Here is a 16,746-nt window from a genome sequence, read left to right on the forward strand (position 1 = left end):
TATTTTAATTATTAATCCTTGAGATAAAAGTCTTGTTTAAACATTAGAATATAAAAAGAAGATCTATATATGAGTCCATGGAAACTCGTATACAGATCTTCTGTCAAATTATAGGGAAAAGTTCATTCTGTTATTCTGCAACGAAATGTTTTTCACGACAGCAGCAGACTGTCATTCGCCATTTCGTTGCCCGCCGCTTTTTCAAAGAGCGCGAGCAGGTCGCGCACGGTCAGGCGCGATTTTTCCTCGCCTTTGACGTCGACGAGGATGTTTCCTTCGTGCATCATGATGAGGCGGTTGCCGAGGCGAAGGGCGTCCTTCATGTTGTGCGTGATCATGAGCGTCGTGAGCTTGCGTTTTTCTACGATGGATTTTGTGATGTCGAGAACTTTTTCCGCCGTCTTGGGGTCGAGCGCCGCCGTGTGCTCGTCGAGGAGCAGGAGCTTAGGCTCGGCCAGCGTCGCCATGAGAAGCGTCAGCGCTTGGCGCTGGCCGCCCGAGAGAAGGCCGACCTTGGATTCGAGACGATCTTCGAGGCCGAGGTCGAGTCCTGCCAAGAGTTCTTGGAAGCGTTCGCGCTGCGCTTTGGAGAAGCTCCAGCGAAGGCGCGGTGCATTGCCGCGGCGTGCGGCAATGGCGAGGTTTTCCTCGATCATCATGCCCGCCGCCGTGCCCATCATGGGGTCTTGGAAGACGCGCCCGATGTACTTGGCACGCTTGTGTTCGGGCCACTTCGTGATGTCTGTGCCCGCGATAACGATGCTGCCTGCATCGACGCGGAAGGTGCCGGCGATGGAGTTCATCAGCGTCGACTTGCCCGCGCCGTTGCCGCCGATGACGGTCACGAAGTCGCCGGGAGAAAGGTGCAGCGTGACGCCTCGGAGCGCGTACTTTTCTGTGATTGTGCCGGGATTGAAGGTCTTGGCGATGTTTTGAAGTTTGAGCATCAGCGAGAGCCTCCTTTCGCGCGGCGGATGTGCGCCTGGATGAGAGGCAGGGATAGTGCGAGCGCGACGAGCGCCGCCGTGAAGAGCTTGAGGTCGTTGGGCGGCATGCCGAGTTCGAGGACGATGGCGATGACGGCGCGGTAGACGATGGAGCCGCCGATGACGGAGAGGAGACAGTTTTTGAAGCTGCGCGTGCCGAAGAGCACTTCGCCGATGATGACGGAGGCGAGGCCGATGACGATCGTGCCGACGCCCATGCCGACGTCAGCGAAGCCGTTCGACTGCGCGACGAGCGCTCCCGAGATGGCGACGAGGCCGTTCGAGAGCAGGAGCCCGAGGATGATCGTCATGTCGGTATTGACGCCGTTCGCACGGATCATGTGCGGGTTGTCGCCCGTCGCACGGATCGCCGCGCCGAGTTCCGTGCCGAAGAAGTAGTAGCACGCGACGCCGATGACGGCGACGACGAGAAAGCCCATGGCGAGCACGGCGACTTCGCGCGTGAGGCCGAAACTCTGCGCCTGCGTGAAGATCGTCTGCGTGTTGAGAAGAGGCAGGTTCGCCTTGCCCATGATGCGAAGGTTCACGGAGTAGAGCGCGATCATCGTGAGGATGCCCGCGAGGAGCGCGGGAATCTTGAGCTTCGTCGTCAGAAGTCCCGTGACGACGCCCGAGATCATGCCCGCGACGAAGGCGGCAAAGATGGCGAGAAGCGGCGCGGCGCCGCCGGCAAGAAGGGTCGCTGCCGTCGCCGCGCCCAGCGGGAAGCTGCCCTCGACGGTGAGGTCGGCGATGTCGAGGACGCGGAAGGTCAGGTAGACGCCGATGGCGAGGAGCGCCCAGAGGAGTCCTTGGGAAATCGTTGGTATGATGAGATCCATAGAGAGAAAGTCTCCTTTTCGACAATACAGCCGCAAGAGAGCGCTTGCGGTTGCATCATGGTTTTGATGGGGCGGAGGTTACTCGAAAATCTGCGCGTCCTTCAGGATGTCGGCAGGAATCTCGATGCCGAGCGTTTCGGCATTCTTCTTGTTGATGCTGACTTTGAGTTCCTTCGCCATTTCGATCGGCATGTCGGCGGGCTTCTTTTTGCCTTCGAGGATGTCGGCGGCCATGTGGCCCGTCTGCACGCCGAGCTTGTAGTAGTCGATGCCGTAGGTCGCGAGCGCGCCCGCCTTGACCCAGTTGTTCTCGCTGCAGAACACGGGCTTTTTCGCGGGGTTCGTGATGGCAAGAAGCGTCGGCACGGCGGAGGCCATGACGTTGTCCGTCGGCTCGAAGAAGGCGTCGACATCGCCGACGAGGCTGTTTGCCGCCTGCTGGATGTCGTTGACGGTCGAGATCGTCGCCGTACGCACCTTCAGCCCGCGGCTCTCGGCATATTCGGCGATCGCTTTTGCCTGTACCTCGGAGTTGACCTCGCTTGAGCAGTAGATGACGCCGATGGTCTTGACCGTCGGGCAGATCTTCAGCATGAGGTCGATCTGCTCCTTGATGGGGCTCATGTCGCTCGTTCCCGTGACGTTGCCGCCGGGCTTCTCGTTCGAGGCGGCAAGCTTCGCGCCGACGTAGTCCGTGATCGCCGTGCCGACGATGGGAATGTCGTGCGTCGCGTTCGCCATGCTCTGCGCGGCGGGCGTCGCAATCGCACAGACGAGATTCATCTTCGCGTTGACGAAGCGCTGCGCGATGTTCTGCAGATTCGACTGATCGGCCTGCGCGTTCTGGCGGTCGATGGAGATGTTCCTGCCCTCTTCGAAGCCGCGCTCCTTGAGTCCGTCGGCGAATCCCTTGTTCGCTGCATCGAGCGCGTTGTGCTCGACGAGCTGCACGACGCCGATCTTCACGTCCTTCGTGTCAGCGCTTTGGCCGCAGCCGGCGAAGCCGAGGCTCGCCGTGAGGAGGGAGGCGCCGAGGACGAGCGCCTTGAACTTTTTGGAAATGTGCATGAGGATTCCGCCTTTCTGCCGTATGGAAACGCATCTGAAGCCGCGTCGCCAAACACTTCTTGATGAAGAACCCGGATGGATTCATGGAGAAAATGCTGAAGCAATACGAATATTATACATGTTTACAGAAAGAAATGCCATAGCTCTACGAAAATCAGGACGAAGCGTATAGTTGACAATTCCTGCCAAGCGATATATCCTAGTACTTATAGAGAAGGCATGAACGGAAAATAGTATTATTGGAGGAGATTTTGATGTTTGGCATGAAAAAGGCTGCAGCCGCCCCGAATGACGGGCAGAATCTGGCGGCAGCCATTCAGAGGGTTGCACAGGGGCATGAGAAGAATCAGCTTTTCTCCAAGGCAGATTCGCGCGAGCCGTGGGCGGACGCGTTCAATGCGCTCATTGACAAGGTGAATGAGGAGATCGAGTACCAGAAGTTCCGCATCCGCACGGTCAATGACGCTGTACACTCGGGGCTTTGGTACATGAAGATCAATGCGGACTTCAGCATCGCCTATGCCATCTGGTCCGACGAGTTCCGCCGCATGGTCGGCTTCCATGACGAGAACGACTTCCCCAATACGGTGGAATCTTGGAGTTCGCGCCTGCATCCCGACGATGTGGACGGAACGCTTTCCGCCTTCACGCAGTGCATCAAGGATCTGAGCGGCAATACGCCTTACGACGTCGACTACCGCATGAAGGTGCACGACGGCAGCTACAAGTGGTTTCATGCCTCGGGCAACGTCGTGCGCAGCCAGAGCGGGCATCCCGAAGAGATCATCGGCGTCTTCGTCGACATCGACGAGGAGGTCAAGAACAAGGAATATCTCGACTACACTTTGAAGCGCTACGAGGCGATCGACAGCATCTTGGCGGAAGGCTCGTGGAACATGAAGGTCGTCGGCGATGATCCGACGAATCCGAACAATGAGTTCTGGTGGTCGGACCGCTTCCGCCACCTCCTGGGCTTCTCCAATACGACGGACTTCCCGAACAGACTGAACTCGTGGGCCGATCGCCTGCATCCTGAGGACAAGGCGCGCACCTTGCAGGCGTTTCAGGCGCATATCATGGATCGCAGCGGCAGGACGCCGTTCGACCTCGAGTATCGCTTGAAGACGAAGACGGGCGAATACCTGTGGTTTCACGCCGTGGGCAAGACGATCCGAAAGCCCGACGGCACGCCCGTTCTGGTCGCCGGCGCCATCGAGGACATCACGCTGCTGAAGACCGGAAAGGAACAGTTCTACAAGGAATTCGGCTCAAGGATGGAAGGGCTTTACAACTCGATCGAGACGATTACGACGCGCGTGGACGAGACGGCGGAGCGCACGACCGAGATCACTGGCGTACAGGAGGAAATCACGCGGGCGGCAGAGGATACGCGCACGCAGACGGAGAACACGCTGAAGATGACGGAGCTCATCATGAACATCTCGAAGCAGACGAACCTCCTTGCGCTCAACGCCTCGATCGAGGCGGCACGCGCGGGTGATGCGGGCAGGGGATTCTCCGTCGTCGCTGAAGAGGTGCGAAAGCTTGCGGACAGCAGTCAGGAGGCTGTCGGCAAGATCGTTGAGGCTCTCGGCTCGATGGAGAAGGCCTCGGCCAATATTGAGGAGAAGATCAAGACGATCAACCTCTTGATTGAAAGGCAAGCGGAGGGGATGAAGGAAATCCATACGTCTGTGGTGCAGGCGAAGGACGTATCGGGCGAAATTGAGAAATTGACGAAGAATATGTAGGAAAGCACTGGATTTATCCGTGCTTTTCCATGCAGGATTCTAGGAAACGCCGCGAAGGAGCAGGAAAATGTGCTCCTTCGCGGCGTTTTGTCGTATCAAAGAGCCGAAAATTATGACGAGATTCCCCCTTGGCAAATCCTCGCTGTCCATGTATAATATCACTATGATAATACTTTAACGAAGAAAAGGAGTGATTTGTTTTGAAGAAAATTTTATTCGTCTGTTTATCCCTCATGCTCGCGGCAGGTTTCATGGCAGGCTGTGGTGGACAGAAGGCGGCGAACGACGCGCCGAAGAAGATCGTCATCGGTCTGGACGACAACTTCCCGCCGATGGGATTCCTCGACGAGAAGAACGAGATCACGGGCTTCGACGTGGAATTGGCGAAGGAGGCTGCGAAGCGCCTCGGCACGGAGGTCGAGTTCAAGGGCATCGACTGGGCGAGCAAGGAGGCTGAGATTCAGAGCGGCCGCATCGACGCGCTGTGGAACGGTCTGGAAATCACGGAGGAGCGCAAGAAGAACCTGCTCTTTTCCGAGCCGTACATGAACGATCAGCAGGTGATCTTCAAGCGTGCGAACGACGCCTCGATCGCGAAGGAAGACGACCTCAAGGACAAGATCGTTGCGACGCAGAGCGCCTCGGGCACGGCAGAGGACTATGTGGACGGTCATAAGGATGTCACGGGCTACAAGGACGTCAAGAAGTACGCGGACTATTTGTCGGCGTTCATGGATCTTGAGAACGGCCGCGTCGATGCGATCGTCTGCGACGAGATCATCGGCCGCTACTACATGTCGAAGCATCCCGACAAGATCGCCGCGCTCGACGGTCACGTTGGCCCCGTGACGCAGTTCGGCGTCGCCTACCGCAAGGATGATACGGCGCTCAAGGAGAAGATGCAGAAGGTTCTCGACGAGATGCGCGCCGACGGCACGATGGCGAAGATCTCGGAAAAGTGGTTTGGCAAGGACATCACGAAGTTGTAGTTTTGAAGGCTGTGCGCGAGCTTGGGGCTTGTGCATAGCCTTGCTGTATTTCGTGTTTTTTTATTGAGCGAGTAGAGATCTCGTGATAAAATATAGAATAAAGAAAGGATATTTTTTGACATGGAGAGAGCTGTATGGCGCGGGTGAAGAGAACGTACAAGGATTCGCTTTTTTGCGATATATTCCGCCGCAAAGATTATTTGCAGGATGTATATCGCGGGCTTTTTGGGCGAGATGTTTCCTTGCAGGAAATACAGCTCATGACGCTGCAGGGGACATTCTTCAACGACGAGAAGAATGATGTGAGTTTCTTGGCGGGTAAGCGGCAAATTGTTTTGATGGAGCACCAGAGTACTTTGAACGAGAATATGCCCTTGCGTATGTTTTGGTATATGGCGAAGCTTTATCGGAAGCAAGTGCCGAAGGATGCACCGTATCGAACGCGACGTCTCCGGTTGCCGGCACCATGCTTCTATGTATTCTACAATGGTCTTGATCCAGCGCCGGATGAATGGGAAATGCGTCTGTCGGAAGCTTTCGAGGGAGAGTGCTCCTCGTTGGAACTTTGCGTCAAGGCATATAACATTAATGAAATGTCGGGCAGCAGACTTCTTGAAAAGAGTCGTGCGCTCAAGGGGTATAGCGTTTTCGTGGCGCAAATCCGACGAAAAACAGCGGCGGGAGTATGTTTGGAGGAGGCTGTTAAGCAGGCAATCCGCTATTGTATCGAGCAGGATCTTTTGGCGGAATATTTTCTTGAGCGTGAGATGGAGGAGGTTTTTGACATGGTGAGCTTCAAGTGGGATCCTGAATTGGCAAAGCGTGTCCAGCTTCAGGAAGCACAAGAGATCGGCATGGAAAAGGGCATGGAAAAGGGCATGGAAAAGGGCGTGACGGAAATCGTGCTCAACATGTTGAAGAAGAAAAAATGGTCATTACAGGATATTTCTGAAGTCTCGCAGTGGCCGTTGGATAAGATTGAGAGCTTGGGAAAGATGCATCAGCTTTTGTGAATGCTTTGTCGGTAGTGTTGTGCGCTTTTTGCCTGCGTTGTGGAAACAGCAAGCAAAAAGCGCATTTCTCGTAGGAGATATAGTTTATGGAATTGGATTTCATCAAGTTGAGTCCGCTGGGAAATACGACGGTATTTTTGCGCGGGGAAGCTGCACAGGAGGCGCGTGCCGCGCTCCTCGCTGAGGCGATGGATTACGATCATCTGGCGGCGGAGCAGGCGGGTTTCCTCGTTGCGCCGCACGCTGAGGAGGCGCTTTTTCGCATCGAGATGTCGGGCGGCGAGTTCTGCGGCAATGCGACGCTTTCAGCGGCGGCTCTGGCGGCAGCTGAAGGTGCAGAGTCCCGCTTTCTTGTCGAGTGCTCGGGTGCACCCGAACCGCTTCGGGCAGAGGCGCATCCACTCGGCTCGGGACGCTGGCTGGCACGCGCCGAGATGCCGCCGGCGCATGAGGTGCGGCGTATTTCTCTTGACGGATTTTCGTTTGGGGGCGCGGCGATATGTGTATCGCTTCCGGGCATCGCGCATCTCGTCGTCGAAGCCGCAGACCTTTCGGCGGCGGATTACGACGAGCTGCTTGCCCGTCTGATGCGCGAGACGGACGCCGATGCTTACGGAGTCGTGCCGTTTGAGCGCATGGGACGCGAGCACTTTCGCATCCGTCCCTACGTCGCTGTGCCGAGCGCTAAAAGCCACGTCTTTGAGCGTGCCTGCGGTTCGGGAAGTCTGGCACTTGCGCTTGCCGAAGGGAGCGAGTGTGGGCGCATCGCCGTCGAGCAGCCGGGCGGCACGCTCCTCGTTGAGACGGGCAGGCGGTTCTTCCTCGAAGGCGAGGTGCTCATTTCCTGCCGCGGCACGGTGGAACTGGGAAACGTGGGACTGTGATATGGCGGAGGTTCGTGAGGTGGGTTGCGCCAAATGGTTTGACGTGTATCGTATCGTGTCGTATAATAAAAAGAGAAGAGGTGCTACTGGTAAACGGTCAGCCCCTACTCTTGGTTGAGAGAAGAATTCCCCGCCTAAGTTGTGAGCCTGAGGCGGGGAATTCTTATTTTGCTTTTAACGCAACGATGCAGATCGTTACGAGGAAAACCAACGATAAAAAATCGTACAGATCCATAAGCAACGCCCCTGCTGAGCCGTCCAAGAAGCAAGCTCGCAGGCGTAGCTGATTGGCAAACGGCGCGTATGCGAAAACGTCCCAAGAGCGTGAGCCGAAGGTGAAGCGCGATTGGCTGACGTTGACCGCCTCTCAGGGGCTAAGAATCGACCGCCTACCGTTTTCGTAGCACCAATTGTATTATAGCATGGAAAGATGGCGTTTGGATATATAGTGCACCGATTTATTGAAATATAAGGAAAATGTTGATATAATCAACTAAGAGAATATGTACGTTATGGATGTGAGCTTGCTGCTGTTGCATTTGGTCGTGTATTGAGAGGGGGATCTTGATGGATAATTTGCAGGTGGCGCGTTGTTTTTCCATTTTGGACGGACGTTCGCGCAGCTATGTGTTGGAAGCATGTCGTCCTTTGCAGCTTACGTATTCGGAGTACGTCCTGCTTCTGCGCCTTTTTGACTGCGAGGGGGCGAGCCAGGAGGATTTGTCGCGTGCTCTGCAGACGGACAAGTCCGCCGTGGCGCGCACGCTCAAGCTCTTGGAGCAAAAGGGCTTCATCTGTCGCGAGAAGGACGCGGAGGATCGCCGCATCAAGCGCATCCGCCTGACGGAGTACGGACGCATGCAGCACCCGTTCCTGCTGTCCGTGATGAACTCGTGGGTTAATTATCTGATTGATACGTTGTCGCCGCAGGACGTCTCCTGTGTGGAGCGCAACTTCCGGATTTTGGCGGAACGCTCGTCGAAGGCGGATTTTCGAGAGCTCATTGGGAAGACGGCGCGGTGAAACCTGCAATGCGGAGAGGGGGAAACGATGTGAGATATGGGGCACGCAGTATTCTGGCGCTCCTTTTGGCGGGGCTTCTCGTCAGTGCCGCAGGCTGCGGCGATGCGCCGCCCGAAAAGGCGAAGCCGCCGTTGGTGCGCACCGAGCGCGTCGAGACGAATGAGGCGGCGCACGTGGTCAACTATGCGGGCAGTGTGCGCGGCCGCTATGAGAAGAATCTGGCATTCCAGGTAGGCGGCCGCGTCATCGCGCGTGCGGTCAACGTCGGCGACCGCGTGGAAGCGGGAGCGCCGCTCCTGCGCCTCGACGCCTCCGACATCGTACAGAGGTCGAGGCAGGCCGATGCCGCAGTCGATGCAGCGAAGGCGCAGCTCGACCTCGCGGCGGCAAATGCGGCGCGCTACCGCGAGCTTTACGAGGCCGAGGCCGTGCCCGCCGCCGTGCTCGACCAGTACGAGACTGCCTATGGGGCGGCGGCGGCGAGCTATCGGCAGGCGCTCGCCCAAGCGGCAGAGGGGCACAATGCCGTTTCCTATACGGAGCTTCTTGCCGATGCGCCCGGCGTGATTTCTGCCGTGGCAGCAGAGGCGGGACAGGTCGTTGCCGCAGGGCAGACGGTCGTGACACTCGTCGAGTCGGGCGAGCTTGAGGTCGAGATCGCCGTGCCCGAAGATCGTCTCGTCGATGTGCCGCCGGGCAAGGAAGTCGCCGTCTCCTTCTGGGCGCTCGGTGCAGGCGTCGTTTCCGGCACGGTGCGCGAGGTCGCGCCGATGGCGGATGCCGTCTCGCGCACCTACCGCGTGCGCGTCTCTGTGCCCGCACCGCCGGCTGGCATGGCGCTCGGCATGACGGCGAATGTGGCTGTGGGACGGGCACCGACAGCAGCCGTGCGACTGCCGCTCGCCGCCATCTACCAGACGGGCGGCAAACCTTCGGTCTGGCTCGTCGGCGCGGACAACAAGGTGTTCTTGCAGGAAGTTGCGGTCGACGGCTATGACAGCAACGACGTGCTCGTCCGGGGACTTCCCGACGGTGCGCTCGTCGTGACGGCGGGCGTCCACAAACTGCGCGAGGGCGACGAAGTGCGGACGGGGGATGCGCCATGAGGAATCTTACGGAAATCTCCCTCAAGCACAAGGGGCTCGTCTGGTATTTCATTCTCGTCGTCTTTATCGGCGGCATTTTTTCCTATGGCAAGCTCGGCAGGATGGAAGATCCTGACTTCACGATCCGCCAGATGGTTGTGTCCGTCGCCTGGCCGGGTGCGACAGCGCAGCAGATGGAAGAGCAGGTCACGGACAAGCTGGAGAAGAAGCTGCAGGATGTGCCGGGACTCAAGGAGCTCAAGAGCTATTCGCGCGAGGGTCAGGCGGTCATCTATGTGACGCTGGGCGACGATGTGGCGAAGGAGGATATTCGTCCGACGTGGCGCGATGCACGCAATCTCTGCGAGGATGAGAAGCGCAACCTGCCCACAGGCGTTTACGGCCCTTATTACAACGACCGCTTCGACGATGTATTTGGCTCGGTCTACGCCGTAACGGGCGACGGCTGGTCCTACGAGGAGATGCGCGAGCAGGCGGAAAAGACGCGCCGCGCCCTGCTTGCGGTCGAAAATGTGCAGAAGGTCGAATTGATCGGCGTGCAGCCGGAGAAGATTTACGTCGAGGCCGCGCGCGAGCGTCTCGCGGAGCTTGGCATACCGCCCGACGCGATTCTTTCTGCCATCCGTACGCAGGAAGAGATGACGCCGGCGGGCATGATCGAGACGCAGACGGACAACGTCTACGTGCGCGTCTCGGGCGCTTTCGACGACCTTGAGGCGATCCGCGCCCTGCCGATCGCCGCCGGCGGGCGCACCTTCCGACTCGGCGACGTCGCGAGCGTCACGCGCCGCTACGCCGAGCCGGCCGAGCCGAAGATGTACTTCAATGGCGAGCCTGCCGTGGGCATCGCCGTTTCCATGCGCCCGGGCGGCAACATCCTGACGCTCGGCGAGGATTTGCAGAAGAAAATCGCCGCGCTCAAGGACGATCTGCCGCTCGGCTTGGAAATCCATCAGGTCTCCGACCAGCCGCAGGTCGTCGCAGAATCCATCGATGATTTCGTCGACACGCTCAGAGAAGCCGTCATCATCGTGCTCGCCGTGAGCTTTCTGACGCTCGGCCTTCGCACGGGGTTCGTCGTCGCCTGCTGCATCCCGCTCGTACTGACGGGCGTCTTCCTCTTCATGTACGGTGCGGGCATCGACCTGCAGAAGGTGTCTTTGGGCGCGCTCATCATCTCCCTCGGGCTTCTGGTTGACGATGAGATCATCGCCGTCGAGATGATGAGCGTCAAGCTTGAAGAGGGGCTTGACCGCTTCAGCGCCGCCTCGCACGCCTTCCGTGCGACAGCTCTGCCCATGCTGACGGGCACGCTCATCACATGCGCGGGCTTCATCCCCGTCGCTTTCTCGAAGGGCATGGCGGCGGAGTTCTGCGCCTCGCTCTTTCCCGTCATTGCCGCCGCGCTGCTGCTCTCTTGGATCGTCTCCGTCATGGTCGCCCCGCTCCTCGGCTATCACATCATCCGCATCGAGCCGAAGCGCGATGAAAAGGGCGAAGCCTTGCTCCATCAAGGTCGGTTCTATCGCGCGTTTCGCCGTGTGCTTGAGGCGTTTTTAGCGCATCGCCGTCTTGTGCTCGGCGCGACGGCGCTCGTATTCGCTGGATCCATCGCGCTTTTGGGCGTTTGCCGGCAGGACTTCTTCCCGCCGTCTTTGCGGCCGGAGATCATCGTCGAGATGCACCTCGCCGAAGGCTCTTCCATGAAGAACACGGACGGCGAGGCGAAGCGCTTCGCTGCCTTCCTCGACGGCCTTGCGGACGAGTACAGGAACTATTCCGTCTATGTGGGCGAAGGTGCGCCGCGCTTCGTGCTGACCTTTGAACCCGTCTTGGCTGCGGACAATTACGCGCAGTTCGTCATCGTTGCGAACGACAAGGAGTCACGCGAGGATTTGACGGCGAAGATCCGCACGGAGCTTTCCGAAAACTTCCCGAACGTGCGTGCAAACCTCAAGTTCATCCAGACGGGGCCACCTGCGGCGTACCCCGTCATGCTGCGCGTCGAGGGAGAAGACAAGGAAAAAGTCATGTCGCTTGCCAATGAGGTTGCTGACCTCGTAGCGAGCGATGCGAACACGCGCGACGTGAACCTCGACTGGCAGGAAAAGAGCAAGGTTCTGCACCTCGCGCTCGATCAAGACAAGCTCAAGGCGCTTGGACTTTCGACGCAGATGGTGCAGCAGATGCTCTACACGGAACTGGCGGGAGTGAAAGCGGCGGAACTCTACGAGGGCGATCGCACGGTGGACATCGTGCTGCGGCTCAGGGAGGAGGCGAGGGACGATCTCTCGCGCCTCGAAGAATTGCCGATCTACTTGCCGCAGGCAGGCTATGTGCCGCTTGCGCAGGTGGCGAAGATTTCCTATGATGCGGAAAACGGCATCATCTGGCGGCGCGACTTGAAGCCCGCCGTGACCGTACGCGCCGACATCATCGCGGGCACGCCGACGGATGCGGCGAAAAAAGCGTACGCGGCGACGAAGGAACTGCGCGAGAATCTTCCCGCAGGATACGCTATCGAGCCGGACGGAAGCCTTGCAGACAGCGAAGATTCTATGAAATATCTTCTCGTTCCCGTACCAGCGATGATCTTCATCATCATGACGCTTTTGATCTTCCAAGTGCGCGAAGGCCGCGCCATGCTCATCACACTCTTGACAGCTCCCTTGGGCATCATCGGCGTCGCCTGCGGCATGTTCCTCACGGGCGAGCCGATCGGCTTCGTCGCCGATCTCGGCATCCTCGCGCTCTCGGGCATGATCATCCGCAACTCGGTCATCCTCATCGACCAGATTCAGAAGCATATCAAGGCGGGCGAGTCGCCGTGGCAGGCGGTCATCGACTCGGCTGTGCTGCGCTTTCGTCCCATCATGCTGACGGCTGCTGCTGCGATCCTCGGCATGATCCCGCTGATGACGAGTTCCTTCTGGGGACCGATGGCGGTGGCGATTGCGAGCGGGCTTTCCGTGGCGACGGTATTGACGCTGCTCGTGCTGCCCGTCATGTACGTCACCGTCTATCGCGTGAAGCGGGAGACTTGAAGAGGAAAAAAATACTATCTCCAACTATGGACTTTTGTACTAACGTGTGATATATTATGGCAAAAGGGTCTTGTGTTTTGCTGGGGCGACGGACGGAAGGCTTTCGCGGTCAGCAGCGAGAGGGCGGTGCATGGCGATGTTGGGGAAAAGGGGGCGCAGAACGGCGCATGACTTTCTGCGCATTCTTGCACTCGCAGCTGCTCTCTTTGTCATCGCCGCCTCCCTGCCGAAGGCTTTGCCTGCAGTCGCCGCGCATGGTCTTTCCTCGGATTCCCATGAGATGACGGGATTTTCCCTGCAGCATTCCGCTAAAGAGGAAACTGAGCCTACGGAAATGCACTGTTGGCAAAGCGCGAACCTTCCGGACGAGGGAGACATGCAGGCGCTTCTGCAGGAGGCGCAGAATGGCGCTGAAGGATGGCAGTGTGTGACTTATCCTGCACAGCCGCTCCTTTCGAGCGAGACGCGCTATGTCTATCTGACAACGAGTCTGCCCGAAGAGGGGCACAGCGGCATGGGCCTGTTCTTCAAGACGACGAACCAGTCGGTTCGCTTGTGGCTCGACGGCAAGCTCCTTTACGAATACGGTTCGATGGAGGACGGCGACTACAGCTACGGCACGCGCTGGCATCTCGTTCCTCTGCCGGAAGGATATGCGGGGAAGACACTGACCGTCGGAATGCATTCTTTCAGCACGGTCGATCTCGGCCGCTTCGATCACCTGTGTCTGCGAGACATGCGTGCGAGCGTGGCGGAGCTTTTCTTCGCCGATCTGCCCTTCGTCTTCGGACTTTCTTTGATCTTCATGATGGGATCGATCGTCGCCATCTACAGCTGCACCCTGCGCCGCAACCGAGGCGCCTACGTCTTTCTGCTGCTGTTCTTCCTCGTCTACGGCATCTGGATGGCCAGCGTGATGAACGCGCGGTATTTCCTTTTTGATTCGCCGCGCTTCTGGTGGTTCGTGCAGCTTACGGCAGTGTATGGCATAGCGATCCTGGCGTTTCATTTTCTCGCGGGCTTCCTGCCCGCCGCGCAGCGCCGCACGATGCGCCTTTTGTCCGTACCCTTCGTGCTCCTCTTGGCTGCGTCCGCTCTCGGCGAAATCTTCGTCGCACGCGGCAGTTTTTTCGCCTGCATGAACTTTTACTATCCGCTGGCGGCCATCTTTGCGCCGTGGGCGAGCATCCTGCTCTGGCGCGAGGCGAAGCGCGGCAACGAATACTGCCGCACGGCGCTCGTGCCGCTCTTGTCGATTGCGCCGCTCGGGCTTTTCGACGGACTTTGGTTTCAGTACCACCTGTTTGCGTGGGACACGTACATCACGCCTTTCGCGCTGCTGTCCTTCGTCGTCTTCGTCCTGAGCACGATTCGCATGCGCATCCGCGACGAGGTGCGCAGCGAAGCGGTGCAGAAGTCTCTGGAGAATGAAATTGTGGAGGCGAAGGAAAAAGCGCAGATCGATCCCTTGACGCGCTGCTTCAATCGCTACAAGTTCAACGATACGTTCCCCGAATGGGTGAAGGTGGCGCAGAATACGGACGGACATCTCGCGTTCATGATCCTCGACATCGACTTTTTCAAGCGCGTGAACGACGACTATGGACACGACGAGGGCGATCATGTGCTGAGCTCCTTCGCGGGGATTCTGCACACCTCGCTTGACCGCCGTCACCTTCTGGTTCGCTGGGGCGGTGAGGAATTCGTCATTCTCTGCCTGCACTATTCGCTGAAAGAGGCGGAAATCTTCGCCAATCATCTGCGCGAGCGGATCGCACAGGCGCCGATCTGCAACTACCGTCCCATCCAGTGCAGCATCGGCGTTTCGCGCTGGCATGGCGTGCAGAAGGACACAGTGGAGGCGCTCTTGAAGCGTGCGGACGATGCGCTCTATCGGGCGAAGCAGGAAGGGCGCAACTGCGTGCGCATCGAGCAGATGGAAAGCCCGTCGCCCGATGGCGGGAGGTCAGAATGTGCGGAAGGCTCTCTGCTCGACAGCGAGAAGACGGAATGCGCCGAGCGTCCGAGGATTGCCGGCGAGCGCGCGGAGTGCGCTGAAAGCGTACCCGCACATTGAGCAGGAAAACAAGAGTCACATGGAGAAATAACAGGGGTCGGCTGTATGCCGCGAAGTTTCGCGAAAAGCGTCTTCGCGCTGCAGTCGGCTCCTGTTTGCCGTTTTGGGCAGACGCCGATCAGACGGGGATTCCCGCTGATACATTCGAGGAGGAGACTCCCGAGGAGAAAGGAAAATCATACAATGACAAGAAAAGAGAAGTACCACCAGGTAAGGCGCGAGGCCATAGCCACAGGACTGGCACTCGCCGCGCTCATCGTCTATTGGCTCTTCGCCGGTTTTGGCACGGCGAATTTTCTTGACAATAGCATCCGCATCGCGGGGCTGCCGCTCTGGGTCGTCCTCGGCACGTTCGGCACATGGGCGATGGCGCTCGTCATCGTCACACTCCTGCTGCGCTTCGTCTTCCGCGATATGCCGCTCGACGATGAGGAGAGGCAAAAGGGGGGCGAGGCATGATGGAAAAGCTCTCGCTCCTATTGCCGCTCCTCGTCTTCATGGGGTTGATGCTCGCCGTCAGCTTCGCCGTGCGCGTGCGCAGGGAAAAGGAAGGCGCGGGCTTCGTCTCGCAGTACTTCATCGGCAACCGTGCGATCGGTGGCTTCGTGCTCGCCATGACGACGGTCGCGACGTATAGCTCCGTCAGCTCGTTCGTCGGCGGTCCCGGCATGGCGTGGAAGGTCGGCTTCGGCTGGATCTACATGGCGGTCGTGCAGGTCACGGCGATCTTCCTCGTGCTCGGCATCTTCGGCAAGCGCGTCGCGCTCCTCTCGCGCCGGCTTGACGCCGTGACCATCGTCGATATCATCCGCGCACGCTTCGGCTCGGATACGCTCGCGAACCTTTCCGCTTTCGTCATCGTGCTGTTCTTCCTCGGCACGATGACGGCGCAGTTCGTCGGCGGCGCGAAGCTCTTCGAGGCGGTCACGGGCTACAGCTATTTGACGGGACTCGTGCTCTTCGGCGCCGTCGTCGTCCTCTACACGGCGATCGGCGGCTTTCGCGCCGTTGCCTTGACCGACACGCTGTGTGCCATCATGATGATGGTCGGCATCGTGCTGCTCCTGTACTTCGTGCTTGAGGCGGGCGGCGGCTACCGGGCGATCTTGGAGACGATCGAGCGCGAGCATCCGGCGATGCTTGCGCCCCTGTCCGCCGGCGACATGCCGCTCGGCCTCTACTTCACGCAGTGGCTGCTCGTCGGCATCTGCACGATCGCGCTGCCGCAGTCCGTCGTGCGCGGCATCAGCTACCGCGACACGCGCGGACTTCATCAGGCGATGCTCATCGGCACCTTCGTCATCGGCTTCATGAACATCGGCATCAACTTCACGGGCATCCTCGCGCACGGCGTGCTGACAGGCCCCGTGACGGACTACGGCACGGTCGACAACATCATCCCGCAGGCAATCGCACGCTCGATGCCGCCCGCACTCGCGAGCATCGCCATCATCGGCCCTCTGGCGGCGTCGATCTCGACGATCTCGGGGCTTCTGATCGTTGCTTCGTCGGCGATCATCAAGGACGTCTACATGCACGAAAAGATGAAGAAGAGGCGCGTCCCCTCGATGCGTCGCTTGCGCCTCCTGTCCATGACCTCGACCGTCATCATCGGCGCGCTCGTCTTCTTCCTTGCGGCCTCGCCGCCGAATCTCATCTGGCTCATCAACATGTTCGCCTTTGGCGGACTCGAAACGGCATTTCTCTGGGTCATGCTCTTCGGCCTCTATTGGCGGCGTGCCAACAAGGCGGGCGCTATGCTCTCGATGGCGGGCGGCACCGTCGTCTACTGCGCGGCGCAAGCGCTGAAGATCCATGTCTTCGGGCTGCATCCCATCGTGCTGGGGCTTTCGTCGTCGCTCGCCTTCTTCCTGCTCGGCACATATCTGGGCAAGCCGACCGCCGCGGAAAGGCTTCGCGTGTTCTTCCCCGATAAATAAATCCGCTTTGCGGCCATATCGCG

General features: G+C 58.8%; 13 protein-coding genes and 1 pseudogene. 11 read left to right on the forward strand and 3 right to left on the reverse strand.

Going from position 1 to position 16,746, the window contains the following annotated elements; translation table 11 throughout:
* Positions 1-152: 152 nt before the first annotated feature.
* The 3 genes from SELSP_RS03350 to SELSP_RS03360 form a co-directional block, all read right to left on the reverse strand.
* A complete protein-coding gene (locus tag SELSP_RS03350; RefSeq protein ID WP_006193161.1) occupies positions 153-947 on the reverse strand; it encodes an ABC transporter ATP-binding protein in 795 nt (264 codons plus the stop codon).
* Positions 947-1,828 carry an ABC transporter permease gene (locus SELSP_RS03355; protein WP_006193160.1) on the reverse strand — a complete coding sequence of 294 codons (882 nt, stop codon included), beginning with the start codon at positions 1,826-1,828 and terminating at the stop codon, positions 947-949. The genes SELSP_RS03350 and SELSP_RS03355 overlap by 1 nt, the downstream gene beginning before the upstream one ends.
* Positions 1,829-1,906: 78 nt before the next feature.
* On the reverse strand, positions 1,907-2,896 hold the full coding sequence (locus SELSP_RS03360; RefSeq protein ID WP_006193159.1) for an ABC transporter substrate-binding protein: 990 nt from the start codon (positions 2,894-2,896) through the stop codon (positions 1,907-1,909).
* Between the two features lie 263 nt (positions 2,897-3,159).
* On the opposite strand from SELSP_RS03360, the pseudogene SELSP_RS12610 reads away from it, so the two are divergent.
* From SELSP_RS12610 to panF, 11 genes and pseudogenes are all read left to right on the forward strand, one after another.
* Positions 3,160-3,756 (forward strand): annotated as a pseudogene (locus SELSP_RS12610) (PAS domain-containing protein); the annotation flags it as partial.
* Positions 3,757-3,792: 36 nt separating this feature from the next.
* Positions 3,793-4,647, forward strand: a complete 855-nt coding sequence (locus SELSP_RS12615; RefSeq protein WP_407635836.1) for a methyl-accepting chemotaxis protein — start codon at positions 3,793-3,795, stop codon at positions 4,645-4,647.
* A 200-nt stretch (positions 4,648-4,847) separates the two neighbouring features.
* Positions 4,848-5,636 carry an amino acid ABC transporter substrate-binding protein gene (locus SELSP_RS03370; protein ID WP_013740658.1) on the forward strand — a complete coding sequence of 263 codons (789 nt, stop codon included), beginning with the start codon at positions 4,848-4,850 and terminating at the stop codon, positions 5,634-5,636.
* Between the two features lie 134 nt (positions 5,637-5,770).
* Entirely contained in the window at positions 5,771-6,649 is an 879-nt protein-coding gene (locus SELSP_RS03375) for an RpnC/YadD family protein (RefSeq protein ID WP_006193155.1), read from the forward strand.
* Positions 6,650-6,735: 86 nt separating this feature from the next.
* Positions 6,736-7,533: a diaminopimelate epimerase gene (locus SELSP_RS03380; RefSeq protein ID WP_006193154.1), complete on the forward strand. Its 798-nt coding sequence runs from the start codon at positions 6,736-6,738 to the stop codon at positions 7,531-7,533.
* Between the two features lie 567 nt (positions 7,534-8,100).
* Positions 8,101-8,556 carry a MarR family winged helix-turn-helix transcriptional regulator gene (locus SELSP_RS03385; RefSeq protein WP_013740659.1) on the forward strand — a complete coding sequence of 152 codons (456 nt, stop codon included), beginning with the start codon at positions 8,101-8,103 and terminating at the stop codon, positions 8,554-8,556.
* A gap of 29 nt (positions 8,557-8,585) precedes the next feature.
* Positions 8,586-9,662: an efflux RND transporter periplasmic adaptor subunit gene (locus tag SELSP_RS03390; RefSeq protein WP_013740660.1), complete on the forward strand. Its 1,077-nt coding sequence runs from the start codon at positions 8,586-8,588 to the stop codon at positions 9,660-9,662.
* Positions 9,659-12,706: an efflux RND transporter permease subunit gene (locus SELSP_RS03395; RefSeq protein ID WP_006193150.1), complete on the forward strand. Its 3,048-nt coding sequence runs from the start codon at positions 9,659-9,661 to the stop codon at positions 12,704-12,706. Before SELSP_RS03390 ends, SELSP_RS03395 begins: the two co-directional genes overlap by 4 nt.
* A gap of 136 nt (positions 12,707-12,842) precedes the next feature.
* Positions 12,843-14,783, forward strand: coding sequence for a GGDEF domain-containing protein (locus SELSP_RS03400; protein WP_232362365.1), 1,941 nt, complete (start codon positions 12,843-12,845; stop codon positions 14,781-14,783).
* A gap of 183 nt (positions 14,784-14,966) precedes the next feature.
* On the forward strand, positions 14,967-15,242 hold the full coding sequence (locus SELSP_RS03405) for a YhdT family protein (protein WP_006193148.1): 276 nt from the start codon (positions 14,967-14,969) through the stop codon (positions 15,240-15,242).
* Positions 15,239-16,723: a sodium/pantothenate symporter gene (gene panF / locus SELSP_RS03410; protein WP_006193147.1), complete on the forward strand. Its 1,485-nt coding sequence runs from the start codon at positions 15,239-15,241 to the stop codon at positions 16,721-16,723. The genes SELSP_RS03405 and panF overlap by 4 nt, the downstream gene beginning before the upstream one ends.
* The last annotated feature ends 23 nt before the right edge of the window (positions 16,724-16,746 follow it).

The sequence above is a fragment of the Selenomonas sputigena ATCC 35185 genome (assembly GCF_000208405.1).
Taxonomy (GTDB): Bacteria; Bacillota; Negativicutes; order Selenomonadales; family Selenomonadaceae; genus Selenomonas; species Selenomonas sputigena.

What these genes read in the sequence shown, in the direction of transcription:
- SELSP_RS03350 (WP_006193161.1), bottom strand. Translation starts at nt 947, where the DNA reads ATGCTCAAACTTCAAAACATCGCCAAGACCTTCAATCCCGGCACAATC.
- SELSP_RS03355 (WP_006193160.1), bottom strand. Translation starts at nt 1,828, where the DNA reads ATGGATCTCATCATACCAACGATTTCCCAAGGACTCCTCTGGGCGCTC.
- SELSP_RS03360 (WP_006193159.1), bottom strand. Translation starts at nt 2,896, where the DNA reads ATGCACATTTCCAAAAAGTTCAAGGCGCTCGTCCTCGGCGCCTCCCTC.
- SELSP_RS12615 (WP_407635836.1), top strand. Translation starts at nt 3,793, where the DNA reads ATGAAGGTCGTCGGCGATGATCCGACGAATCCGAACAATGAGTTCTGG.
- SELSP_RS03375 (WP_006193155.1), top strand. Translation starts at nt 5,771, where the DNA reads ATGGCGCGGGTGAAGAGAACGTACAAGGATTCGCTTTTTTGCGATATA.
- SELSP_RS03380 (WP_006193154.1), top strand. Translation starts at nt 6,736, where the DNA reads ATGGAATTGGATTTCATCAAGTTGAGTCCGCTGGGAAATACGACGGTA.
- SELSP_RS03385 (WP_013740659.1), top strand. Translation starts at nt 8,101, where the DNA reads ATGGATAATTTGCAGGTGGCGCGTTGTTTTTCCATTTTGGACGGACGT.
- SELSP_RS03395 (WP_006193150.1), top strand. Translation starts at nt 9,659, where the DNA reads ATGAGGAATCTTACGGAAATCTCCCTCAAGCACAAGGGGCTCGTCTGG.
- SELSP_RS03400 (WP_232362365.1), top strand. Translation starts at nt 12,843, where the DNA reads ATGTTGGGGAAAAGGGGGCGCAGAACGGCGCATGACTTTCTGCGCATT.
- SELSP_RS03405 (WP_006193148.1), top strand. Translation starts at nt 14,967, where the DNA reads ATGACAAGAAAAGAGAAGTACCACCAGGTAAGGCGCGAGGCCATAGCC.
- panF (WP_006193147.1), top strand. Translation starts at nt 15,239, where the DNA reads ATGATGGAAAAGCTCTCGCTCCTATTGCCGCTCCTCGTCTTCATGGGG.